23 protein-coding genes are annotated in these 23396 nt (G+C 44.6%); 18 read left to right on the top strand and 5 right to left on the bottom strand.

Annotated features, from left to right (window positions below):
• Positions 1–616: 616 nt before the first annotated feature.
• From FLM53_RS19160 to FLM53_RS19120, 9 genes are read left to right on the top strand one after another with little or no spacing between them, the layout of a single operon-like run.
• Complete coding sequence (locus FLM53_RS19160) at positions 617–1018, top strand: hypothetical protein (protein WP_017632743.1); 402 nt, start codon at positions 617–619, stop codon at positions 1016–1018.
• Position 1019: 1 nt separating this feature from the next.
• Entirely contained in the window at positions 1020–1790 is a 771-nt protein-coding gene (gene atpB / locus FLM53_RS19155) for a F0F1 ATP synthase subunit A (protein ID WP_017632742.1), read from the top strand.
• Between the two features lie 46 nt (positions 1791–1836).
• Positions 1837–2073, top strand: a complete 237-nt coding sequence (atpE, locus tag FLM53_RS19150; RefSeq protein ID WP_004730405.1) for a F0F1 ATP synthase subunit C — start codon at positions 1837–1839, stop codon at positions 2071–2073.
• A 54-nt stretch (positions 2074–2127) separates the two neighbouring features.
• A complete protein-coding gene (locus FLM53_RS19145; RefSeq protein ID WP_017632741.1) occupies positions 2128–2598 on the top strand; it encodes a F0F1 ATP synthase subunit B in 471 nt (156 codons plus the stop codon).
• 11 nt (positions 2599–2609) lie between these two features.
• Positions 2610–3158, top strand: a complete 549-nt coding sequence (locus tag FLM53_RS19140; protein WP_017632740.1) for a F0F1 ATP synthase subunit delta — start codon at positions 2610–2612, stop codon at positions 3156–3158.
• 9 nt (positions 3159–3167) lie between these two features.
• Positions 3168–4709 (top strand): F0F1 ATP synthase subunit alpha, encoded by a 1542-nt coding sequence (gene atpA / locus FLM53_RS19135; RefSeq protein WP_019820617.1) that lies wholly within the window; start codon positions 3168–3170, stop codon positions 4707–4709.
• Positions 4710–4756: 47 nt separating this feature from the next.
• Positions 4757–5626 (top strand): F0F1 ATP synthase subunit gamma, encoded by an 870-nt coding sequence (atpG, locus tag FLM53_RS19130; RefSeq protein ID WP_176679822.1) that lies wholly within the window; start codon positions 4757–4759, stop codon positions 5624–5626.
• A 43-nt stretch (positions 5627–5669) separates the two neighbouring features.
• Positions 5670–7055, top strand: a complete 1386-nt coding sequence (gene atpD / locus FLM53_RS19125; protein ID WP_176679823.1) for a F0F1 ATP synthase subunit beta — start codon at positions 5670–5672, stop codon at positions 7053–7055.
• Between the two features lie 14 nt (positions 7056–7069).
• Positions 7070–7513: a F0F1 ATP synthase subunit epsilon gene (locus FLM53_RS19120; RefSeq protein ID WP_102290737.1), complete on the top strand. Its 444-nt coding sequence runs from the start codon at positions 7070–7072 to the stop codon at positions 7511–7513.
• Between the two features lie 164 nt (positions 7514–7677).
• Here FLM53_RS19120 and FLM53_RS19115 read toward each other — a convergent pair whose 3' ends face one another.
• Positions 7678–8640: a nitrilase family protein gene (locus tag FLM53_RS19115; protein ID WP_176679824.1), complete on the bottom strand. Its 963-nt coding sequence runs from the start codon at positions 8638–8640 to the stop codon at positions 7678–7680.
• Between the two features lie 106 nt (positions 8641–8746).
• Here FLM53_RS19115 and FLM53_RS19110 point away from each other — a divergent pair, with 106 nt between their 5' ends.
• A complete protein-coding gene (locus FLM53_RS19110) occupies positions 8747–9634 on the top strand; it encodes a LysR family transcriptional regulator (RefSeq protein WP_176679825.1) in 888 nt (295 codons plus the stop codon).
• Positions 9635–9770: 136 nt separating this feature from the next.
• Here FLM53_RS19110 and FLM53_RS19105 read toward each other — a convergent pair whose 3' ends face one another.
• The 4 genes from FLM53_RS19105 to hisD are packed head-to-tail and all read right to left on the bottom strand — an operon-like array spanning position 9771 to position 13534.
• Positions 9771–10484 carry an alpha/beta fold hydrolase gene (locus FLM53_RS19105; RefSeq protein ID WP_370779751.1) on the bottom strand — a complete coding sequence of 238 codons (714 nt, stop codon included), beginning with the start codon at positions 10482–10484 and terminating at the stop codon, positions 9771–9773.
• A 2-nt stretch (positions 10485–10486) separates the two neighbouring features.
• The gene (locus tag FLM53_RS19100; protein ID WP_176679827.1) at positions 10487–11491 is read right to left on the bottom strand and encodes a cupin domain-containing protein; all 1005 of its coding nucleotides are present in this window, start codon (positions 11489–11491) and stop codon (positions 10487–10489) included.
• A gap of 17 nt (positions 11492–11508) precedes the next feature.
• Positions 11509–12240 (bottom strand): SDR family NAD(P)-dependent oxidoreductase, encoded by a 732-nt coding sequence (locus FLM53_RS19095; RefSeq protein WP_176679828.1) that lies wholly within the window; start codon positions 12238–12240, stop codon positions 11509–11511.
• 1 nt (position 12241) lies between these two features.
• Positions 12242–13534, bottom strand: a complete 1293-nt coding sequence (gene hisD / locus FLM53_RS19090; RefSeq protein ID WP_176679829.1) for a histidinol dehydrogenase — start codon at positions 13532–13534, stop codon at positions 12242–12244.
• 342 nt (positions 13535–13876) lie between these two features.
• On the opposite strand from hisD, the gene FLM53_RS19085 reads away from it, so the two are divergent.
• From FLM53_RS19085 to FLM53_RS19050, 8 genes are all read left to right on the top strand, one after another.
• Positions 13877–14626 carry an HpcH/HpaI aldolase/citrate lyase family protein gene (locus FLM53_RS19085; RefSeq protein WP_176679830.1) on the top strand — a complete coding sequence of 250 codons (750 nt, stop codon included), beginning with the start codon at positions 13877–13879 and terminating at the stop codon, positions 14624–14626.
• Between the two features lie 152 nt (positions 14627–14778).
• On the top strand, positions 14779–15744 hold the full coding sequence (locus FLM53_RS19080) for a LacI family DNA-binding transcriptional regulator (RefSeq protein ID WP_108082752.1): 966 nt from the start codon (positions 14779–14781) through the stop codon (positions 15742–15744).
• A 312-nt stretch (positions 15745–16056) separates the two neighbouring features.
• Positions 16057–17052: a TRAP transporter substrate-binding protein gene (locus FLM53_RS19075; protein WP_176679831.1), complete on the top strand. Its 996-nt coding sequence runs from the start codon at positions 16057–16059 to the stop codon at positions 17050–17052.
• Between the two features lie 162 nt (positions 17053–17214).
• Positions 17215–17778 (top strand): TRAP transporter small permease, encoded by a 564-nt coding sequence (locus tag FLM53_RS19070; protein ID WP_008217103.1) that lies wholly within the window; start codon positions 17215–17217, stop codon positions 17776–17778.
• The gene (locus tag FLM53_RS19065) at positions 17775–19055 is read left to right on the top strand and encodes a TRAP transporter large permease (RefSeq protein ID WP_176679832.1); all 1281 of its coding nucleotides are present in this window, start codon (positions 17775–17777) and stop codon (positions 19053–19055) included. The genes FLM53_RS19070 and FLM53_RS19065 overlap by 4 nt, the downstream gene beginning before the upstream one ends.
• 513 nt (positions 19056–19568) lie before the next feature.
• Entirely contained in the window at positions 19569–20543 is a 975-nt protein-coding gene (locus FLM53_RS19060) for an ester cyclase (protein ID WP_176679833.1), read from the top strand.
• Positions 20544–20560: 17 nt separating this feature from the next.
• Positions 20561–21556, top strand: a complete 996-nt coding sequence (locus FLM53_RS19055; RefSeq protein ID WP_176679834.1) for an ester cyclase — start codon at positions 20561–20563, stop codon at positions 21554–21556.
• A complete protein-coding gene (locus tag FLM53_RS19050; protein WP_176679835.1) occupies positions 21549–23282 on the top strand; it encodes a sodium/solute symporter in 1734 nt (577 codons plus the stop codon). The genes FLM53_RS19055 and FLM53_RS19050 overlap by 8 nt, the downstream gene beginning before the upstream one ends.
• Positions 23283–23396 lie beyond the last annotated feature (114 nt).

Here is a 23396-nt window from a genome sequence, read left to right as displayed (position 1 = left end):
CCATAATATTCATCTTAAGCGCTGATTTATTCGTTCCGTAATGCCTGAAAGACGTCAAAAATGACATCGTGACAAACTATTTTTAAAAATAATCACTTCCAGATAGAGAACGCCGTATAGATAAATCAATCAACAAACGAGTGCCTGTATCGCTGACTAAAACTGCCTTTCTCTCCTTGTCGGATGGCGTTAAACAATTAACTTAGAAATGAAGCTAAGTGTTTGAATAGTCTTAATTGATAAGATCTTAACTTGCCAAATTAACGTCTTAAATTTTTATAAAAACATCTATTTTTACTGAAAATAAAGCATCTAAAATTTTCATGAATAAAGTTATTGAATTATTACTTTCATAAATGAAAAACACATCTTTCAAAAATGGAATTATTGATGTCGATATTTGTCGTTTTGATCACATAATTTTAGGCGTAATTTATATTTTGTCGAAGCGATAGCGAATTAGTTTATGTCCGTTTAATTTCGTCAGGGAGATATAAAACCAGCAAGGGTTTTTCTTAAAAGCAAATCAAGTGTTATTAACAAGTGAAATGTAGTAACAAGTTAAATTTAAACTGTGTTTTATATTAACTTACACTGTTTAACATAAGGTTTTATTATGAGGCTTAATGGGATAAGTAGCGACATCCTTGTTGCCGCTAAAAGAGTTGTTCTCTGCCAAATAGTATTAGCCATCGGTGTAGTTTTATATGAAGTGTTTTTTGGTAATAAAGTAGATATGGAATCTTCAGCTTTGGGCATCGGAATTGCGATGTTACCTCCGCTGTTTGGGTTTATATATGCAAGCCTAAAGGTGCGTAAGAATCCTAATTATAGTTTACGTGACTTAATGCAAATGAGTCGTGTCGTGAAAATAACTTATACGTTCTTAATGTTTATATTGGCATTCCAGTTTTTCAAATTGGATAACCCAGTAATATTATACGCGTACATTTTCACAATGATTGGGTACTTCTTAACACCATTTATTACTGCCTCTAATAGATCGGAGTACGCGTAGTATGGATCAAGTAACTACCGCTCACGAATACATAGAGCATCACTTAACCTTCTTAACTACAGGTGATGGTTTCTGGGCGTTCAACATTGACTCGATGTTGGTATCTTGGATTACAGGTTTACTGTTCATTGGGGCATTTCGATATGTCGTGACCAAAGGCACCAGCGGTGTACCAGGTCGTTTTCAATGTTTTATCGAACTCATCTTTGATTTTGTTAACAACCTAGTCAAAGAGATTTTTCAAGCGGAAGATAAATTAATAGGGCCACTGGCATTAACCACTTTTGTTTGGGTGTTGTTAATGAACGCGGTTGATTTATTACCTATTGATTTAATACCAGGGTTAACTCGAGTAATCGGCCTTGAACACTTTAGAGACCTACCGACAGCGGACGTAAATATCCCAATGTCGATGGCACTCGGTGTGTTTATTTTACTGTTAACCTATACGTTAAAAAATAAAGGTTTGAAAGGCTTTATCAAAGAGCTTACTACTCAGCCATTTGATAACCCTCTTTTATATCCTGTTAACTTTGTTCTTGAATTAATTACATTAATTTCAAAACCAATATCACTAGGCTTACGATTATTCGGAAACATGTATGCAGGCGAGATGATATTCATCCTTATTGCATTAATGCCATGGTGGATGCAATGGGCACTCAGTGTTCCATGGGCTTTATTCCACATATTAATCGTATTCTTACAAGCATTTATATTTATGGTACTGACCGTTGTTTATTTAGCAATGGCAACAGAAGAACACCATTAATTAATAACTAAAAAATTAACTAACAAATTATTTATCGGAGATACAAATGGATATCGTAAGCGCAGTTTTATATGTAGCAGGTGCATTACTGATCGGTTTAGGTGCAGCGGGTGCGGCATCTGGTATTGGTAACTTAGCAGGTAAATACCTTGAAGGTGTTGCTCGTCAACCGGATCTTACTCCAATGCTTCGTACTCAATTCTTCATCATGATGGGCCTTGTGGATGCTGTACCGATGATCGGTGTTGGTATCGGTCTATACATCATCTTTGCCGTGGCTTAATAAAAAGCTTTGAAAAGATCGATTTGTAAATAATCAAGATTTAGCGAGGAAGGTATGAACTTAAATGCAAGCATGTTTGGACAAGCAATATCATTCGTGATTTTTGTTTGGCTGTGCATGAAATATGTATGGCCCCCTCTCACCGCAATGTTAGACGAGCGCCAAAAAGAAATCGCTGATGGTTTACGCCACTCAGAGAATGCTGCGAAAGAGCTAGAACTAGCGAAATCGAATGGCGCACAACTCGTCGAAGATGCAAAAAGAAACGTGACTGAACTGATTGAACAAGGCAAAAAACGCCGCAACGAAATCATCAGCTTAGCTCACGAAGAAGCCGAGCAAGAAAAGGCACGCATCTTAGAACAAGGTAGAGCTGAACTCGAAGGCGAACGTCAAAAGTTACGTCGTGAGCTTCAGGCGGACATGGCAGACGCTGTTATTCAAAGTGCACAAAAACTGATTAGCAAGAACCTAGATTCTGAAACGAACCGAGCGTTAGTTGATCAATTGATTAGCGAACTCTAAACGGAGGCAATATGTCAGATTACACCAATATTGCTCATCCCTACGCCAAGGCATCGTTCGACTTTGCTTTAGGTGAAAACAAGTTGCAAGAGTGGCACTCAATGCTGTCGATTCTTGTAACGGTAGCGGAAGAAGAAACGATCGCTAAGCAGATCTCTTCAGCAGAAGGTTCTCGCACTGACTCTGAAGAACTGGCCAATCTCTTCATTCACATTTGCCAAGGGCTCGTTGATGACCATGTCATTAATCTCGTTCGAGTCTTGGCTGAGAATGGCCGTCTTGCAGTGATAAGAGACCTGTTTAACTTGTTCAGCGACCTAAAGGACGAACATGAACGTGTAATTCCTGTCACTGTCACCAGTTCAGAATTGCTTACACAAGATCAGGTTATCTCCCTAACGGCTGCACTTGAGAAGAAATTAGAGCGTCAAGTTGAAATGGAACAGGTTATTGATGACACGCTGGTTGGCGGGATTGTTATCAAAGCGGGTGAAACCGTTATCGATGGTTCTTTAAATACATCAATTAACCGATTAGCTAATCAGCTTCACGCGAGATAGGTAACAATTATGCAATTAAATTCTAATGAAATCAGCGATCTAATCAAAAATCGCATCGCGAAATTTAATGTGAGCACCGAAGCTCGCAATGAAGGCACCATCGTTTCGGTTCGTGACGGTATCATCACCATTAATGGCCTAGCGGATGTGATGCAAGGTGAGATGATTGAGCTACCGGGTGCCAAGTATGCACTCGCACTTAACCTAGATACCCACTCAGTCGGCGCCGTTGTTATGGGCCCCTACACTGACCTATCTGAAGGTATGAAAGTAAAAGGTACGGGTCGTATCTTGGAAGTACCGGTAGGTAACGGGCTTCTTGGTCGCGTCGTGAACACACTAGGCGAACCCATCGATGGTAAAGGCCCAGTAAGCTGTGACCGTCTTGACCCAGTAGAAGTGATTGCACCGGGTGTAATCGAGCGTAAGTCAGTCGATCAACCAATTCAAACGGGCTACAAAGCGGTAGACACCATGGTACCTATCGGTCGTGGTCAACGTGAACTTATCATCGGTGACCGTCAGACAGGTAAAACAGCGCTCGCTATCGATGCCATCATCAACCAAAAAGACTCTGGCATTAAATGTGTTTACGTTGCGATTGGCCAAAAAGCGTCAACCATCGCTAACGTGGTTCGTAAACTTGAAGACCACGATGCACTTAAAAACACCATCGTTGTTGTGGCATCTGCATCAGAGTCTGCCGCACTTCAATACCTAGCCCCTTATGCGGGTTGCACCATGGGTGAATACTTCCGTGACCGCGGTGAAGACGCACTGATCATCTACGATGACCTATCAAAACAAGCCGTTGCTTACCGTCAAATTTCATTGCTATTGAAACGCCCACCAGGTCGTGAAGCCTTCCCTGGCGACGTATTTTACCTTCACTCACGCCTTCTAGAACGTGCAGCACGAGTGAATGCAGAGTATGTAGAGAAGTTCACTAACGGTGAAGTGAAAGGCCAAACAGGCTCATTAACCGCGCTGCCTATCATTGAAACTCAAGCGGGTGACGTGTCTGCGTTTGTACCAACCAACGTAATCTCAATCACTGATGGTCAGGTTTTCCTTCAAACCCAACTATTCAACTCAGGCTTACGCCCTGCTGTTGACCCAGGTATCTCGGTATCTCGCGTGGGTGGTGCAGCACAGTGCAAGATCATCAAGAAATTATCAGGTGGTATCCGTACTTCATTGGCTCAATACCGTGAGCTAGCTGCGTTCGCTCAGTTCTCTTCTGACCTAGATGAGATGACACGTAAACAGCTTGACCATGGTGAACGCGTTACCGAATTGATGAAGCAAAAGCAATACTCTCCGATGTCTGTCGCTGAGCAAGCAACGGTTATCTACGCAGCAGAAAAAGGCTATTTGGCTGACGTTGAGCTGCACAAAGTGGCGCGTTTCGAAGAAGAGTTAATTGCGTACGCACAAGCTCAGAACCCAGAGTTGTTCGACACCATCAATGCTAACGGTGACTACAACGATGAGATCGACAGCGCACTTGCAAAACTGCTTGGTGACTTTGTAGCGTTGAAAGCTTGGTAAACGCTCCGGTTTGTTGGCTGGAAATCAAAACAAATTAGGAGCAGATAATGGCAAATACTAAAGAAATTCGCACCAAGATAGGCAGTGTTAGTAACACTCAGAAAATCACCAGTGCAATGGAGATGGTTGCGGCAAGTAAGATGCGTAAGGTTCAGGACAACATGACGTTAACGCGTCCCTATGCAGAGAACATGCGCAAAGTTATCTCTCACGTCGCATCGGGGTCACTGGAATACCAACACCCCTATCTTCAACAGCGTGAACCAAAACGCGTTGCTTACATCATTATTTCGTCTGACAGAGGCTTATGTGGTGGCTTGAACTCAAACCTGTTCAAGAAAGTGTTGGAAGAGATGGAGCAATGGCAGGCCAAGGGTGTTGAGGTAGAAACCACCCTAATCGGTTCGAAAGCTATCTCGTTTTTCCAACGCAGCGGCAATGTTATCGCGCAAACGTCAGGCCTTGGTGACGCGCCTAAATTGGAAGACATCTTAGGCACAGTAAATGCGATGCTGGAGCATTACGACGAAGAAAAGATCGACAGTTTATTTCTCGTTTACAACCAGTTCGTCAACACCATGGTTCAAGCACCAACGGCTTTGCAATTGCTACCCCACCCTTCTGACACAGAGGCTGATGGTGAAGCAAGAAAAGTACGTCGTTGGGACTACATCTATGAACAAGCGCCAAGAGACATCCTCTCTGAGCTGTTACATCGATACATTGAATCGCAAGTGTACCAAGGCATCGTAGAGAGCATTGCCTGTGAGCAAGCAGCCCGAATGGTAGCCATGAAAGCGGCAACCGATAACGCAGGCCAACTGATTGATGATTTGCAGTTGGTGTACAACAAAGCGAGACAGGCTGCCATTACCCAAGAACTGAGCGAGATAGTCTCAGGCGCTCAAGCTGTCTAAGGGCAGCAAAGAGTGGGTCAGAACAGAATTTGAGGATTTAGAGATGAGTGTTGGAAAAATAGTTAAAGTAATCGGCGCGGTAGTTGACGTCGAATTCAGCGGCGGCAACAGCCCTCGCGTTTATGATGCATTGAAAGTAACCAGCGACGAAGCAAGCTCGCTAGTATTGGAAGTTCAGCAACAACTGGGCGGCAACATCGTTCGTTGTATTGCAATGGGTACGTCTGATGGCTTACGCCGCGGCTTAACCGTTGAAAATACAGGTTCTCCGATCACCGTCCCTGTGGGTGAAGAAACACTAGGCCGTATCATGAACGTGCTTGGTCAACCTATCGATGAGTGCGGTGAGATCGGCCAGAAAGAGAGCTACGAAATTCACCGTGAAGCACCCTCTTATGAAGAACAAGCCAACAGCACAGAGCTTCTAGAGACAGGTGTTAAGGTTATCGACCTTATTTGTCCGTTCGCTAAGGGTGGTAAAATCGGTCTGTTCGGTGGTGCGGGTGTAGGTAAAACCGTCAACATGATGGAGCTTATCAACAACATCGCCAAAGCTCACTCAGGTCTTTCTGTATTTACCGGTGTTGGTGAACGTACTCGTGAAGGTAACGATTTCTACTACGAGATGAAAGAAGCTGGCGTACTAGACAAGGTTGCCATGGTTTACGGTCAAATGAACGAGCCACCAGGAAACCGTCTACGTGTTGCACTGACTGGCCTTACTATGGCTGAACGCTTCCGTGATGAAGGTCGTGACGTACTCTTGTTCATTGATAACATCTATCGTTACACACTTGCGGGAACAGAGGTATCTGCACTGTTAGGTCGTATGCCGTCAGCCGTAGGTTACCAACCAACACTTGCCGAAGAGATGGGTGTTCTACAAGAACGTATCACATCAACCCGACAAGGTTCTATCACGTCTATTCAAGCGGTATACGTACCAGCGGATGACTTGACGGATCCATCGCCAGCAACAACCTTTGCTCACTTAGATGCGACCGTTGTACTGTCTCGTAACATCGCGGCTTTGGGTCTATACCCTGCGATTGACCCATTGGATTCGACCTCTCGTCAACTGGATCCTCTCGTGGTTGGTCAAGAGCACTACGACATTGCACAAACGGTTCAAACCACGCTGCAACGTTATAAAGAACTTAAAGACATCATCGCGATTCTTGGTATGGATGAGCTTTCAACGGAAGATAAACAGATCGTGTCTCGCGCTCGTAAGATTGAACGTTTCTTAACTCAGCCTTACCACGTAGCAGAAGTATTTACTGGTCAGAAAGGTGTGTTTGTACCGCTAAGCGAAACGCTACGAGGCTTTAAAGGCCTTCTAAACGGCGAATATGACGACATCCCAGAGCAAGCATTCTTGTACTGTGGCTCTATCGACGAAGTGCTTAACAAAGCGAAATCACTCTAAAAGGTAGGTGCATCATGGCTATTGGAGTTACAGACAATACATTTCAACTTAATATCGTAAGTGCGGAAGGTACACTGTTTTCAGGGCCGGCACATGCCCTAGCTATTTCTGGAGCAGACGGTGAGCTGGGGATCCGCCCCGGTCACTCCCCTCTTCTGAGCAAGATAAAGCCGGGTGTGTCTGTGTTCGTCACCGACCTAAAAGCCGAGGAGCAAGTGCTGTACATCTCTGGTGGTATGGTCGAAGTACAACCGGATGTGGTCACCGTGTTAGCCGATACGGCCTTGCATGGTAAAGACATTGACCGCGCTCGTGCAGAAGAAGCGAAATACGCTGCCCTAGAGAACATCAACAAGGGCAATGTCGACATCAACTTTGCACAAGCTCAGTTGGAACTGGCAAAAGCCGTCGCTCAGCTTCGTGCATCAGAATTAACGTCTTCTCGCACTCGTCACTGAGAATAGAGCTTAGATGCTGGTACTAGATGCTTAGTGTGTAAATAGTCTACCCACTTAAAAACCGTTTAAGTGGGTAGACTACATCAGGAACCCTTACTTCTCTTTCAACTTCCCCACCCTTTTAACCGTTCCTAATACATCCTTTTTCAGCAGCACTTACAACATTACTTCTCTGCAAAACGGGCTTGGTGCGGGTCAAGTTCATGACCTAGCGGTTGTGTTAGTGAATGATATAACTCCGGTTTACGACCACGAATCCAACGCCTTCCGGTACACATCTCTAACTCTTCGGCTTTTAGCTCTGCAATTACCATGTCGTTATCAACGCTGTCTGTCTCTGTAATAATTTCTCCATAAGGGCTTAGGATCATCGCATTGCCTGTTCTAACTTCATCCATATCCACACCAACGCCATTACTAAACACCACAAACATGCCGTTGTCGTGCGCTCTTGCCGGTAACCAACGCATTAGCCATTCACGGCCATTCTTACCCTGCATTTCAGCGCGAATCGCTTCCGGGTTTTCATCTCGGTTAAACCATAACTCCGGGTCGATTCGTTTCATGGCATTTGGGCTACGTGATTGGCAACCGCCCGTCTGATGCGGTGCAATCAGAATATCGGCGCCTTTCAACGCGGTGATTCGTACATTCTCAACCAAGTTGTTATCCCAACAAATTAAGATACCCACTTTGCAGCCATGAGGTGTATCGAACACCGTGTATTGGTCGCCGCTGCTCATATGTGGGCTAACGAAGGTGTGCAGTTTTCGGTGCTTCTGTACCTCGCCATTGGGCATGGCAAATACATAGGTGTTGTATAACTCGCCATCGATGCCCTGCTCTATCAAACCGGCACCAACGCTCATGCCAAATTGTGTTGCTAGCGAAACGAGTCTTTGAGTCGACTCGCCATTCGGTACAGGTTCCGCTAGTGCTTCGATTTCGTCTCGCGATAATTCAGACACATGCCAATATCCTGTGATGCACATCTCTGGGAAACTGATGATCTCCACACCGCTATCGGCAGCTTGTTGAACGTATTGCTCAATCACCGACAAGTTATATGTCTTATCGCCTGCATGATGGTTAAACTGAACCGACGCTACTTTGATGTCTCTTTTCATGATTCGCCCTCAAATTCCGCTTTATCTTATTTGGTATGAACTCAGTATAAAAAATCCATTCAATTCCATATAATGAAAGATATTCACACTTCAATGAGCATTTGGAATGGAATTTGATTTACTGAAGGCGTTTTGTCAGTTAGCTAAGTCGGGCAATTATCGCTTGGCATCAGAGCAGCTTTACATCACTCAATCGGCACTCACCAAAAAGATTCAACGACTTGAATCCAATATAGGAACGAGTCTGTTTTCTCGCGGCAGGAACGGCGCAGAGCTAACGCACGCAGGCAAAACCTTGCTACCTGAAGCTCAACACTTAGTTCATTCAATGCAAGCGTTTGAGCAGCTTTCAGGTTCTGTGGTGAATGGAACTCAGGGACATTTGAACATTGGTTTTGGCGTATCTACTTATCACGAAGCGCCTAAGCTGATTGCCGCTTATAAACAACAGTACCCAGACGTTCACATCACCTTGAATGACACACCCTCAAAGCAGCAAACAGACGAGCTGTTGAGCCATGATCTCGATATCAGCTTCAATCGAATACCCAGTTCGTCTAATTTAGAGAGCTTAACGCTGTTCAATGATTCGCTTGTAATAGCCATTCACAAAGATCTTCTCAAGCAAGCGGCAAATAAAGATCAAGTTATCTCTGAGTTAGCGAAGTGGCCTTATCTAAAGCTCACCCAACATCGTGGCCCTGGACTAGACAAGCAAATCCAGCAATATTGCATCGCCAATAATATCTACCTATCCAAGACACAAGAAGCCAATGACATTCTTACCCTGCTAGCATTAGTATCGGCCAATATCGGTTTCACCATTGTACCTAGCAGCGCGCAGTACATTAGCAATACCAATGTTGAGTTCATTGCGTTACAAGGTGAGCACGCCACTTGGCCTATCGGATTGATATGGAATGGAGAGAGTGAAAACCCACTCAGAGATAGGTTCGTAGAATTTGTGGCGAAACAGATAGAAAGCAGCTTATAGATTAGCAATGGCTTTTAATGCTGAAGTAAAGTGGCAAGTGCAGTACTAGTGCAGTGACAAGGGCAATATAAAGCGCACTGCACTTTATATTGCATACTCGACATGAAAAGCGACTTCGGCAGATCACTATTAAAAATTACAGCTGACTGGTCTCAAACCAATTACGAATATGCTGCGCAACAATCTTAGGCTGCTCCATTGTCGATAAATGCCCACAATCAGGAATCACGTGAAGCGATACCTGCTTGATGTGTTTTGCCATTAGCAGGTGATTGTCGATTGGACATAACAGGTCATCTTTCCCAGTAATGATTAATGTAGGAACTTGAATGTCGGCCAGCAGCGGTCTCGCGTCAGGGCGAGTCGCCAATGCTTGAGCGTGAGCCTCAAACTTTTCAACGCCGATATTGTTCGCCATTTGCGTGATTCTTTGAGTCAGCTCTTGATTCGCTAGTTGATTAGGATGAATAAGCACTGGCATCAAGATATCAGGCGTTATTGACTCAAACTCCCCTGATTTAGCTTTATCAACCAAGGCGTTTCTCTTCTCTGACACTTCTGGCTTTTCATCTGCAGAATTGGTGTCCATTAAGATCAAGCCTTTCACACGTTGTGGCGCTTGTCGAAAGACTTCAAATGCGAGAATGCCGCCCATAGATAAGCCGCCAAGCACGAAACTTTCCGGGGCGTTATCTAGCACTTTACTCGCCAAGGCTTGCATGGATGTGTCGGCTCCCAAGTCACAAGTAAAAGGAGCCACCCAATCGGGCAGCTCTTTATTGACGTCTTGAAACAACGCTTCATCACATAACAAACCAGGTAACCATAGCAGTGGTACTTCTGGTTTCATCATTAATTGTCCTGCAGTGTTTGTGGTTGGTCAGAACCCAATACCACGTAAGTGAAGCTGGTGCCTCTTAGGTTCTCAAGGCTGTACGATGCGCCTGCGGGTACACTAAATACGTCGCCAGTGGTCAGGACGACTTGCGCTTGCTCGCCGTCTTGAACGATGTTTAATAATGTATCGCCTTCGAAGTTAATCAACACCTGCTTTTCGTCACGTTGATGAACAGGGATGCTCGCACCTTCCGTTAACTCGTACGCCATGATACTCACGTCATCAACGCTTTTAACTTGGAAGTCGTAGCTCGCAGATGGGTGACCCGTTAATGCAAACTGTTTAACGCCAGGCTTGTCAAAATCACCTGAGATTTCTCGGTAATCCTTTTTCAATGCGACGAAAGGCATCATCTGCTCAGCCGTATACGTATCGAACTTGCTCAGCTCTTCTTCCGATAACAGTGGCATCAGATCAGATTGATTTGGCACTGCATCGCCGTCAATCGTATCAACCAATGTGCCGTCTGCTTTTAGGTATAAACCATAGCCTTGGCTGTCTGTAATCACGCTAGGGTGCCAAACCACGCCACCGCCAGAGTTATCACCACCTAACACGGAGTACATAAAGCCGTAATCACGCCCTACAACCTCAAAGCCACGGAATAGGTTAGTAGGAATCGAGATAACATCGCCGTGCGACAACACTGCTTCGTGTTCACCTTCGTTACCCCAATAGAATCTAAACTGACCTTTGAAGACGACGAATAGCTCAGCAGTATGGTGAGAGTGCAGAGAGTTCTTGATCCCTGGAGGCTGACCAGCTGCACCAATGTTAAAACCAGCAGTTTCACGGATATGAACATGTTGGCGGCTGCTTTCAGCGACACCAGCACCAATGATGCAGAAGTTGTCTTTTAGATCGCTTCCTGGCGTACGTGCATCAATGAAAGCACTCGTTCCGGGGATAAGCTCCATGTAACGAACGAGATTGTTATTTATTTTATTTTGTAGGGTCATTCTAAATTCCTTCTTACCTAACCTAGCGGTCTTCCACCATCGACGGCGATGGTAGTTCCGGTTGAAAATGTTAGTAGATCAGCGGCTGCATAAACGGCGTTGGCAACCTCTTCGTCACTCGCTAATCGTTTAAGCGGAGTCGACTGCTCTTGTGCGTTACGCCATTCATCATCTAACCCTTTGACAAATTCGGTATCCACTAAGCCAGGTGCTACAGCGAGCACTCGGATATCTGGAGATAAAGCACGGCCTAATGAGCGCGTCATGTTTTCAACCGCCGACTTACTCGCACAGTACGCCACGTTGCTACCCATTGCGGTTTGCGCTGCAATCGAGGTAATGTTTACGACGCAACCTTTAGCGCTACGAAGTAAAGGCTCAAACGCGCGAACCATCGCAAATGGAGCGCGAACATTGACGCGGAAGATCTTGTCTATCAGATCGTCGCTTAAGGACTCTAAATCACTGTGCGCGACAAACTTTGTCATACCAGCACAGTTGACTAGCAAGTCTACTGAATCCGACGATTCTTTAACTTGTTCAGCCAAAGCGCCAATCGCAGAGCTGTCTTCAACATTAAGTTGATACATGGCATGACCTGAACCTTGTAAGCTGTCCAAGATCTGTTGAGCTGCAACCTCATTACTGTTGTAGGTAAACACAACGCGATAGCCAGATTGCGCTAATTTGTGACATATGGCGGCACCGATGCCGCCACTGCCGCCTGTAACTAAGGCGAGTTTTGTCATGTTATGCCTCTACCGATTTTTCTTTGTAGCGACGAACACGAATGTCTGCTTGCTCTTTGTGGCCAGCGAAGCCTTCTAGTGCACATAGACGTGAACAGTACTCACCGACTTTTAGCGAAGCCGCTTCAGTTACGCGCTGGTAAGTACATGTTTTAATGAATTTACCAACCCACAGACCACCGGTGTAGCGTGCAGCTTTGTTTGTTGGAAGTGTATGGTTAGTACCGATACATTTGTCGCCGTAAGAAACATTTGTCTCACGACCTAAGAACAACGCGCCGTAGTTAGTCATGTTATCTAGGAAGTACTTAGGATCTTTTGTCATTACTTGTACGTGTTCAGACGCAATATCATCAGCTACTTCAACCATCTCTTCGTAGCTATCACATACAATAACCTGACCGTAGTTTTCCCAAGCCTTACCAGCTACTTCAGCAGTAGGAAGAATCGTTAGCTGACGTTCAATTTCTTTTACTGTCTCTTCTGCAAAAGTTTTGCTATTGGTTAGCAGTACCGCTGGAGAGTTGTAACCGTGCTCTGCTTGACCAAGTAAGTCCGCTGCGGCTAATTCAGGATCACATCCCTCTTCGTCTGCAATCACAAGCGTCTCTGTTGGGCCAGCAAACAAATCAATACCAACACGACCAAACAGCTGACGTTTTGCCTCTGCAACAAATGCGTTACCCGGGCCAACGATCATATCTACTGGAGCAATCGTTTCTGTACCAAGCGCCATCGCACCCACCGCTTGTACGCCACCAAAACAGTAAATCTCATCCGCCCCCGCCATCGCCATTGCAGCAACAATCGCCACATTTGGTTGGCCATTAAAAGGAGGAGCACAAGCAATAACACGCTTCACGCCAGCCACTTTCGCAGTAAGAACACTCATGTGCGCTGATGCAACCAATGGGTACTTACCACCTGGGATGTAACAACCAACACTGTTTACTGGCACGTTTTTGTGGCCCAGTACAACACCTGGCATGGTTTCTACTTCTACATCATGCATTGAGTCACGTTGAATCTGAGCGAAGTTGCGAACTTGCGTTTGTGCAAATTCAATGTCGTGCTTAGTAGATTCGTCCAATGCGTCCACACATGCCTGAATTTGGTCATCTGTTAAGCGAAACTGCTCCGGAGACCAGTTATCAAATTTTTCTGAAAGCTCACGTACTGCACTGTCACCTTTCTTTTCGATGTCAGAAAGAATGTTCTCAACCGTTTGACGTACTTGCGCGTTGTTTGATGCTGATGCTTCTTCAGTGATGCCGTGTTTTAGAATGCGAGCCATGCTTAATTCTCCTTGTGGCGTATGCCTAGTGTTTGCTTATGTGTAGTTTTAACAGAGTTTATTTTTTGTTTTGTATATTTTTGGATACGAATGCAAAACAAACATAAACATTTTTTTAACACTTGGCAAATTCATTTCTCGACTTAAAAAATTAAATGCAACTCATTGTTTTAAAGATAAAAATCATTTCAAGACGGTCAGATACGATACCTAATGGATTAAAATACAATCAATTTATGTTGCATTGATCACATTGTTTTTACTCTTTTTTTACAACAACACATGTTAAGTTTTGCATACCTTTGCAAAAGCGAACAAAAAAGTAATGGAGAATAGAAAGTAATGGATAACTTTAAGAACACACTAAGCAACACCGAGCTACTTGGAACTTTTGTTAAAACCCCTCACCCACACATCATTGAAGTGCTTGCGTTGGCGGAACTCCCTTTCATTGTGCTAGACGCGGAACACGCCCCTTTTGATAGATCGACACTGGATAGCTGTATTCTTGCTGCGCGCGCGAATCAACTCCCTTGCGTAGTTCGAGTTCAAGATAGCCAGCCATCGACCATTTTGAATGCGTTAGATTGCGGTGCGACAGGAATCCAGATCCCTCACGTATGCAGCGCCGAGCAAGCAGAAAAACTGGTGAAAATGTCCCATTATGGTGAAGGTGGCCGAGGCTATGCAGGCTCAAGCCGCGCAGCAAAATACGCAACCAAACCAATGGCAAGTCACTTGAAAGACAGCAAAAACGACACAGTTGTCATTGCACAAATTGAAGACCCAGAAGGTGTGGTAAATGCTGAATCAATCGCAAAAGTGGAAGGCGTTGATGCCCTGTTCATTGGGCAAGTAGATTTGGCCGTGTCTTACGGTGCTGAAAGTGTGAATGATGAATGCGTGCGAGAAGCGAGTATAAAAATAATCAAAGCAGCTCAACAGGTTAACAAGCCTGTGGGAATGTTTGTCGCGAATGCTCAAGCAGCTCGTCACTGGAAAGAGCTCGGCGTTAACTTCTTTTGCGTCGGTTCTGAACACAAAATGATCATTGATGGCTTTCGAAATGAGCAAGCCGTCATGAAATCATAAATTTTCTTTGTGATTTCAAATGTTACACGTATTGTAATTATCAAACCTTGCTCATTAGGGTCTGTTGACCTTATCAAGGTGGCGCTTGGATTTATCGCGATATAAGGAGATTCACCATAAAAGCGAAAGTTACCTCTATTGATGTTGCCAAAATGCTTGGCGTTTCTCAGTCTACTGTTTCTCGGGCATTCAGTCCGACAGCGAGCATTAGTGAGAAGAAGCGTAAAATGGTTATGGATGCCGCGACCAAGCTTGGCTACACGCCAAATGCGATCGCCCGCAGCCTTATTTCCAATCGTTCAGGGTTAGTGGCTATCGCACTTGATAGCGAATCAAACCCAATGTACGACTTGCAATCTCGTGCACTCGCGATGGAAATTCAAAAGCGCGGCGGTCAAGTTGTCCTTTGCCCTATCGACAAAGACGACTTGGATCTCGCCATTTCACGAGCAATTGAATATCAGGTTGATGGCTTGATCATCGCCACCAGCCGCCTGACCTCTCGTGCGTTTGCACAATGTGAAAAGTTTGGTGTTCACTTAAGCCTCATCAACCGATATACCGAAGGTGTCAATGCGAACAGCGCTGGCCTAGACAACCAGCAAGCTGGCACGCAAGCAGCAGATTATTTACTTGATAAAGGCTACAAACAGCTGGCTTATGTCAGTGGTGACGCGGGCTCCATGACCAGTGACAAGCGTTGGTTGGGCTTCTCTGAAACCGTAAAAACACGTGAAGCAGCTTCCCCTATCTTCATCAATGCAAAATACAGTTTTGAAGCTGGATTAGAGGCAGCAAAAGAGCTAATGGAACACACATCAAAACCTGACGCCGTGTTCTGTGCCAATGATATCCTTGCCATGGGTGTCATGGACGGCCTGCGAAAACTTGGTTGCCATATCCCGAAAGACTTTGCCGTCATGGGCGTGGATGATATCCCAATGGCCGCATGGCCGAGTTACGATCTTACGACTATTGCGCAACCAGTAGACAAGATAGTACAGAGTGCTGTGGGAGATTTGATGCAACGTATCAATGAAAATACCGATGCCAAAGGGGCTTACCTATTGGAACCCGGAATTATAGTGGAACGAGGCAGTACATCACTAAGTTCATAAAAGGTTTAGCCAACTTAGTCCCATCTCCAACTTATTAAATCCGCTGTTTTCCCATAAACAAAACGTCATTTAATTTAGAGTAGAAGCCCTAATATCATATTAGGGCTTCTTTCTGTGACCTCGCCTAAAATTTCGTCTATTCGAATTAACTTCTTTATCACTTTCATGGATTTGTTATTGACTTGTTAGTTGTGTGTTTATATTTTGGATTCGTATGCAAAATAAGGATATGAAGTGCGGAATAAAAACCCACTGACCAACATGACTCTAATGAATGCACATAAAAAGTCATGTGATGAAAAAGGAAGAACAATGAAACGCGCAATCTTTACCTCGATAACTGCCCTCGGCTTAACCCTATCTAGCATGAATACGTTTGCAAGCAATGTGATTCGTCTTGCTCACGATAGCCAAGAAACTTCACCCGTACATAAAGCGATGCTGCACTTTGAAAAAGAACTTGAAGCTCGCTCTAATGGCGAACTTGAAGTGGAGATCTACCCAGCTCGACAGCTCGGTGATGTTCGTGAAACCACAGAGCTTGTCCAGCAAGGCAACTTACAGATGACCTTTGGTGCATCGGTGTTGCTGTCACCTTACGTACCTGAGTTCAACGTACTTGATGTTTTCTACCTATTTGAAGATGAAGCACAAGCACACAAGGCATTGGACAGCGACAAGATCGGCAAACCACTTCTTACGTCAATGGAATCAAAAGGCTTCCACGGCTTAGGTTTCATGGAGGTAGGTTTCCGTAGCATCACCAACAATAAGCAACCTATCGAAAGTATTGAAGATCTTAATAGTTTAAAAATTCGTTCAGCGTCAAACCCAACACAAATCAGTGCTTGGAAATCAGTCGGCACAGCGCCTACACCACTCTCTTGGGGTGAGATCTTCACTTCACTACAGCAAGGCTTAATCAATTCACAAGAAAGTGCGGTTTACTCCATCTATGCAGAGCGTTTTTACGAAGCTCAAGAGTACCTGTCACTCACCAATCACATCTACACCAACTACGTGTTGTTCATGAATAAAGAGTTCTGGGATTCTCTACCGAGCGATCAACAAACTCTTATCAATGAAGTGAGCCAAGAAACCATCGCTGTACAGCGTGACCTCGCGGCAAAGCAGAACCAAGAAGTCATTAAAGAACTTGAAGCGAAAGGTATGACAGTGAACGTCGTACCTACCGACGTTCGTGCTCAGATGAAAGAGAAAATGAATGCAGCGGTTTACCAAGAACTGCGCAGTAAAACCGGTGAAGCGCTATTCGACAGCGTGATTACAGAGATCGAACATCTGTAGTTCGTACCTTTGTCATCTATCACCTTTTACCGACAAACCGTTTTAACGATCTAACAATCGTTACCTCAGATCTCAGGGCATTCTATAAACGGTGTTCTAGGTCTGAGCTGTCGTGTATTCATTGGCATTCAATGCCCTTTTCAACACTCTTTGGAGTTACGTATGAAATGGTTTCGCCTGTTCGACCGATACTTCGAACCAACACTGATCGTACTTTCTATCTCGCTGATGACTGCTCTACTCTGTTTACAGATAGCATTGCGTCTATTCGATGCCTCAATCGCTTGGGCTGAAGAACTCGCCCGCTACCTTTTCGTTTGGGCGATGTACTTGAGCATCAGCTATTGCATTCGCGATGACCGACATATTCGTATTCGTCTGTTCATCGACAAACTACCTGGAAATCTAACTCACTACAGTTTGATTCTCTCTGATCTTATCTACCTTGCCTTCAGCTGCACCGTAGCTTGGTTTGGCTTCAAAGTGATTGGTCGAAGCTTGAAACTGGGTCAAATCGCTCCAGCGATGGAAATCCCTATTGCTTGCTTGTATGCATCTGTTCTGGTGTGTGCGGTATTAAGTTCCATACGCTTGGTAGTCAGCATCAACAAACGTATCTCAGTCATTGCTTATTCACCAAAACCGGTTCGACTCACGCAACACCGTTACCGCCATTTGAAGGCAAAACACCGCACATCTAACCGTTTGTTGGAGCTAAGCTTATGACCTCTGCTTTGTTATTTGGTAGTTTCGGATTACTGCTTCTTATTGGCGTTCCCGTTGGTATTGCCCTAGCTGGCGCCAGCATGCTCGCTATATTGAGTTTGCCTTTTTTAAACGTTGAGTTTTTAGTACAGGGCTTGGTGACAGGCCTAGACTCTTTCCCTTTATTGGCTGTTGTACTCTTCACATTGGCCGGTAACCTAATGAGCCAAGGCGGTATATCAAAACGCCTTTTGCATGTTGCTGAAGTCTTCTTTGGACACTTCACTGGTGGCTTAGGGATTGTGGCGATCGTTGCATGTATGTTCTTTGCCTCAATCTCTGGTACTGGTTCAGCCACCGTCGCAGCGATTGGCTTAACCATGATCCCGTCTATGGTTAAAAAAGGCTACGACCGAAGCTTTGCCGGTGCACTGATCGCTTCTTCTGGCGGTATCGGGGTAATTATTCCACCGTCTGTTGTGATGATCGTGTACGCCATTACTGCCGAAGTCTCAGTAACCAAAATGTTCATGGCGGGTATCGTACCTGGACTTGTAGTTGGCTTGGTTCTTATCGGTTATTGCTTGATCGTATCTAAAATTCGCGGCTACAAAGGTAACGATAAGAAAGCAACATGGCCTGAGCGACTGGCAGCACTCAAAGAAGCAATTTGGGCAATGCTATTACCCGTAATCATTCTTGGTGGTATCTACTCTGGTATATTCACGCCAACTGAATCTGCTGCGATTGGTGTGTTATACGGCTTGTTTTTCGGCATGTTTGTCTACAAAGAACTGGATTACAAAAAGGTCGTGAAGATCATTTTAGAATCTTCGTTATTGGTAGGTGCCGTACTTGTGATTGTGGGCGCTTCGGTCACCTTTGGTCGAATCCTAACGCTTGAACGCCTGCCAACGGAGATCGCGCAGTTCATTCTCTCTATTACGGAAAACAAACTGCTCATCTTGCTATGTATCACCGCATTACTACTAATCGTCGGTACATTCATGGAGACATTAGCGGCGATTGTTATCTTGACTCCAATCCTGCTGCCTATCGTGACCGCATTAGGAATGGACCCAATTCACTTCGGAATCGTGATGATCGTGAACCTAGCCATCGGGTTTGTTACTCCCCCACTCGGCGCCAACTTATTTATGGCTAGCCAAGTGGGCAACGTGCCGATTGAATCCTTATCTCGAGAGATTCTAGGCTGGATTGGTGCCATGCTCGTCGCCTTGATGATCATTACCTTTATTCCAGCGATCTCACTGTATCTTCCAGAGTTATTGTCTTAAGCGTACCCATCAACAAAGCCACTCAATATTCATCTTTGAGTGGCTTTTTCAATCCAACCATTCCCAAATTTATCGTTGCATGCGAATCCATTCTTAATTAAACAGATACAAACAAAAAATTAACAATCTGAGTAAAACTCCATCGTATAAGAATCATTACTCTAAATCTTCTCTCGTCATGATTTCGATATAACAAATCGTCACAGAGCATTCTCTGATTTAATACCCACCTCACCAAACCCACAACAAAACCCATAAATACAACAGGTTATATGGGCGAACACTACGTTTAAACCTAATCATCTTGTTCATATACACTCGATAAATATGGAACCATCACTCAATTATCTTACTGAGAACCATATTTGGAGAGTTGTTAAAAAACAGATCAAACCCACAATAAAGAAACATATACAAAACACCTCATTGACACGTCGATAACAAAAGGCAATATTGGATACGTAACCAAAAACAATCCAACAACTAATTTTATGACGCATCAGGAGGTGATTAATGGCTATGGTTGGCTTTGATTCTAAATGGCAAGATTTTCCAGATTATATATTAGGTATCACTAAAGAAATTTGGGAAGATCGAGGTCTGAGTACCCTACATAACTATTACTCACCTGACATTATCGTCCGTACCCCACTCTCCATCACCAAGGGAAACGAGCAGGTCATCAGCGCTACCATGGGCACACTAGCCGAATTCCCGAACCGTACCTTATTGGGTGAAGACGTTATTTGGTCAGGGACTCCTGAGCAAGGCATGCTTTCATCACATCGAATCATTTCAACAGCCACTCATACGAATGACGGTGTGTTTGGTAAAGCCACGAATAAAACACTTAAGTTTCGAATTATCGCAGACTGCCATGCCATCGATAACCAAATTGATGACGAGTGGATGATCCGAGACATCGCTGCAATTGCAAACCAACTGGGTATGACGTCAGAAGAGTACGCCCATCAACAAATCGAAATGGAAGGTGGCGTTGAGCAATGCCCGTTCCCTTTCACTCCCCAAGTCGACACACAAGGCCCTTATCTTGGTGTAGGTAACGACAATGAATACGGTCAGCGCTATGAAGACATACTGCGCCGTGTAATGAGCGCTGAGTTCTCAGTAATCCCAAAAGAATATGACCGAGCTTGTATCGGTGAATACACGGGTGGTCAAACTGCACTATCTCATAACGAGATCGACCAGTTTTGGATGTCACTGCGCTCTTCATTTCCAAACGCGGAGTTCAAAATTCACCACCGTATCGGCCGTAATGACGAAATGATGTCACCACGTGCGGCTATTCGTTGGTCGCTCCAAGGTAAGCATGAAGGCTACGGCATGTTTGGAAAGCCTACAGGAAAAGACGTTTACATCATGGGAATCAGCCATGCAGAGTTTGGACCTTGGGGTCTACGCAGAGAGTTTACGCTACTTGATGAAAGTGCTGTCTGGAAACAGATTCTCATCCAAATCGGTTAACTATATAAGGAAGTATTATGTTGAACAGCTTGATAGAAAATTTCTACAGAACCTATTTTAACGCTCACTCATCCGAACGGACTCAAGTAGTTCAAGAGATGCTAAATGCTGACGTTAAATGGTGTGTCGCTCACCCGATCAACGACGTATCTGGTGTCGATGCGACTGAGCAAGCGTTTCTATTACCGCTAATAAACTCGCTACCTGATGTTGAACGACGCCCTTCAATCATTATGCAAGGTGAATACGAAGGCCGTACTTGGGTAAACTCTACCGGCTACTTTGTCGGCACATTTGCAAAACCGTTATTTGGCATCCCGGCAACAGGAAAAACACTCTACTTGCGCTACACCGAAATGGTTTGCACCCAAGATGGTCAAATTACTGAGTCCTATCTAATCCCTGATTTTATCGATGCAATGAACCAAGCTGGCGTGAATCCGTTACGCAAAAGTCTAGGCCATGCTGGATTAGTCCCTGCCCCCGCGACTCAAGACGGAATACAGACAGGCAGCATCGCAGCGGAAGAGAGTGAGAAAAGCCAAAAGCTAGTGCTAGACATGTTGGCTTGCTTGGGCCGATTTGACGGTAAGCGCCTTGATTCAATGGATCTAGAGAACTACTGGCATGATGACTTTATGTGGTACGGACCTGCTGCAATTGGTACGACACGTGGTATCCAAGGTTTCCGAGACCACCATCAAGGACCATTTGTCTTTGCCTTCCCTGATCGAAGTGTCGATATAGAGCTCAATATTTTGTCCAAAAATGACTACGTATCCACAGGTGGTTGGCCACACATGCACGGTACACATACTGGCAGCAGTGGCTGGTTAGGGTTAGCACCGACAGGCAAGCACATCGAGCTTCGCGTTATGGATATCTGGCGACGCGAAGGTGAATTACTCAAGGAGAACTGGGTCGCTATCGATATCGCACACATCTTAAAACAGCTTGGCTACGATCTGTTTGAGCAAATGGAAGAACAATTAAAAGGACGTGAGCATGTATGAGTTTGGCGCTTTAAACTGGACAATTCTTGGTACCTATATCGTCCTGACTTTAGTTATGGGTGCACTGGTTGGTAGACGTGTGACTTCCGCTAACCAATTTGCGTTAGGTGATAGAAATATTCCATGGTGGGCCATTGGTATCTCTGTTGTGTGTACCTATGTCAGTGCGATGTCTTTCTTGGGTGGGCCGGCTTGGTCTTACAAAGAAGGCTTGTCGGTGATCGCTATCCACCTAAACTACCCTTTGGTTATTTTCTTTATCGTTGCTGTGTTTATGCCGTTTTTCTATAACAACGGTCTAACCTCAATTTATGAATATCAAGAACGACGCTTTGGTAAAGCCTCGCGTATCACTCTGTCTTTGATTTTCTTGATTAAACAGGCGATAAGCTCAGCTGCAGTCTTATATGCGACCTCGTTAATCCTCGAGTTCATTACCGGTATCGACGTTACCTACTGCATCGTCATTGTCACTGTTATTGCGCTGATCTATACGGTAATGGGAGGAATTGCCGCCGTTATTTGGACAGATGTCATTCAAGCGGTCATTCTGTTTCTTGGTGCATTTATCATCATCGAAGCCGTTTGGAATGGCATGCCACAACCAATGACTGAAGTGATGCAAGATCTTAAGTCACAAGGCATGACCAATGCGTTGCAAACCAATTTAGATTTAAGCCAAGTGACCACCGTATGGGCTGGCGTTATCGCAATGACAATGTTCCACACTACGGTGTATGGCGGTAACCAAATGATGGTTCAACGCTGCATGGCGGCGAAAAGCATGGGTGATGCGAAAAAAGCGATGCTAATGATGGGTTACGTTGCTTTCTTCATCTACTTCGTATTCATTCTGTTGGGCGTGTTATTTAACGCTTACTACGATGGTAAAGAGTTTGAGAATGGCAACACCATTATCCTTCACTATGCCAGCGAATATGGTATGCCAGGGCTGATGGGAATCATCGCCGCAGCTATTCTTGCTGCAAGTATGTCGAGCCTAGACTCCGCTTTTAACTCTATGGCTACCGTCTCTGTTACTGACTTCTATAAACGCTTCTACAAGAAAAACGAGTCAGAGGAGCATTACCTCAAAGTATCGCGTTTCTTCACGGTTATGTGGGCGCTATGTATCATCATTCCTGCCTTCATGTTTGCAACCAGCACAGGCTCAGTTTTAGAAATATTGAGTAAAGCGGGTTCCTATTTTGTAGGTGCAAACTTCTGTATGTTCGTGCTTGGTTTCTACTCTAAACATATTACAGAAAAGGGACTGTTAATTGGTGTCGCAGCAAGCTTCGTTGCGATTTGGTATGTTGCGGTTGCGACTGATATTGCTTGGCCTTGGTACTGTGTCATCGGTGTTTTCGTCAATGCGATTGTCGCCTACGCTGCAAGCTTGCTGCTAACTGGCAAACAAACAGAAATGCACCTTTATACAGTCAAAGGTCAGCAAGCAGAATATGCACGCTTGAACAAACCGATCAAAGAAGATGGTTGGTATGTTGTTCCGGGTAAAGTCGATGCACCTTGTTGGGGACTACTCGTCATGTTTGTATTCTCGCTCGTTCTACTTTGGGGGATTAACGAGTTCATTGAGAACGCACCAATGTTAATTAACTTTATTCGAGTCTGCTCGGTTATTGTTGCTGCAAGTATCATTGGTTATATGATTTACTCATTCAAGCGATCTAAGACGTCAAACGAAGTAGAACAAACCAGTTAGAGTTATCCTCAAATTAAGCTAGCTACAACAAAAAAGGCTCACTATCACAGTGAGCCTTTTGGTATCTGGCAAACACAAAAAATACATGTAGCGAAGCGAAGCTATCAAAGAATC

This window comes from Vibrio sp. Scap24, from assembly GCF_013394185.1.
GTDB lineage: Bacteria > Pseudomonadota > Gammaproteobacteria > Enterobacterales > Vibrionaceae > Vibrio > Vibrio pomeroyi.
The sequence above is the reverse complement of the archived record's forward strand: the minus strand, read 5'-3'. Positions and strand labels throughout refer to the sequence as shown.

Bases quoted from the DNA above. Each gene is read 5' to 3' on its own strand.
- FLM53_RS19160 (WP_017632743.1), top strand. From the start codon at position 617: ATGAGGCTTAATGGGATAAGTAGCGACATCCTTGTTGCCGCTAAAAGA.
- atpB (WP_017632742.1), top strand. From the start codon at position 1,020: ATGGATCAAGTAACTACCGCTCACGAATACATAGAGCATCACTTAACC.
- atpE (WP_004730405.1), top strand. From the start codon at position 1,837: ATGGATATCGTAAGCGCAGTTTTATATGTAGCAGGTGCATTACTGATC.
- FLM53_RS19145 (WP_017632741.1), top strand. From the start codon at position 2,128: ATGAACTTAAATGCAAGCATGTTTGGACAAGCAATATCATTCGTGATT.
- FLM53_RS19140 (WP_017632740.1), top strand. From the start codon at position 2,610: ATGTCAGATTACACCAATATTGCTCATCCCTACGCCAAGGCATCGTTC.
- atpA (WP_019820617.1), top strand. From the start codon at position 3,168: ATGCAATTAAATTCTAATGAAATCAGCGATCTAATCAAAAATCGCATC.
- atpG (WP_176679822.1), top strand. From the start codon at position 4,757: ATGGCAAATACTAAAGAAATTCGCACCAAGATAGGCAGTGTTAGTAAC.
- atpD (WP_176679823.1), top strand. From the start codon at position 5,670: ATGAGTGTTGGAAAAATAGTTAAAGTAATCGGCGCGGTAGTTGACGTC.
- FLM53_RS19120 (WP_102290737.1), top strand. From the start codon at position 7,070: ATGGCTATTGGAGTTACAGACAATACATTTCAACTTAATATCGTAAGT.
- FLM53_RS19115 (WP_176679824.1), bottom strand. From the start codon at position 8,640: ATGAAAAGAGACATCAAAGTAGCGTCGGTTCAGTTTAACCATCATGCA.
- FLM53_RS19110 (WP_176679825.1), top strand. From the start codon at position 8,747: ATGGAATTTGATTTACTGAAGGCGTTTTGTCAGTTAGCTAAGTCGGGC.
- FLM53_RS19105 (WP_370779751.1), bottom strand. From the start codon at position 10,484: ATGAAACCAGAAGTACCACTGCTATGGTTACCTGGTTTGTTATGTGAT.
- FLM53_RS19100 (WP_176679827.1), bottom strand. From the start codon at position 11,491: ATGACCCTACAAAATAAAATAAATAACAATCTCGTTCGTTACATGGAG.
- FLM53_RS19095 (WP_176679828.1), bottom strand. From the start codon at position 12,240: ATGACAAAACTCGCCTTAGTTACAGGCGGCAGTGGCGGCATCGGTGCC.
- hisD (WP_176679829.1), bottom strand. From the start codon at position 13,534: ATGGCTCGCATTCTAAAACACGGCATCACTGAAGAAGCATCAGCATCA.
- FLM53_RS19085 (WP_176679830.1), top strand. From the start codon at position 13,877: ATGGATAACTTTAAGAACACACTAAGCAACACCGAGCTACTTGGAACT.
- FLM53_RS19080 (WP_108082752.1), top strand. From the start codon at position 14,779: ATGCTTGGCGTTTCTCAGTCTACTGTTTCTCGGGCATTCAGTCCGACA.
- FLM53_RS19075 (WP_176679831.1), top strand. From the start codon at position 16,057: ATGAAACGCGCAATCTTTACCTCGATAACTGCCCTCGGCTTAACCCTA.
- FLM53_RS19070 (WP_008217103.1), top strand. From the start codon at position 17,215: ATGAAATGGTTTCGCCTGTTCGACCGATACTTCGAACCAACACTGATC.
- FLM53_RS19065 (WP_176679832.1), top strand. From the start codon at position 17,775: ATGACCTCTGCTTTGTTATTTGGTAGTTTCGGATTACTGCTTCTTATT.
- FLM53_RS19060 (WP_176679833.1), top strand. From the start codon at position 19,569: ATGGCTATGGTTGGCTTTGATTCTAAATGGCAAGATTTTCCAGATTAT.
- FLM53_RS19055 (WP_176679834.1), top strand. From the start codon at position 20,561: ATGTTGAACAGCTTGATAGAAAATTTCTACAGAACCTATTTTAACGCT.
- FLM53_RS19050 (WP_176679835.1), top strand. From the start codon at position 21,549: ATGTATGAGTTTGGCGCTTTAAACTGGACAATTCTTGGTACCTATATC.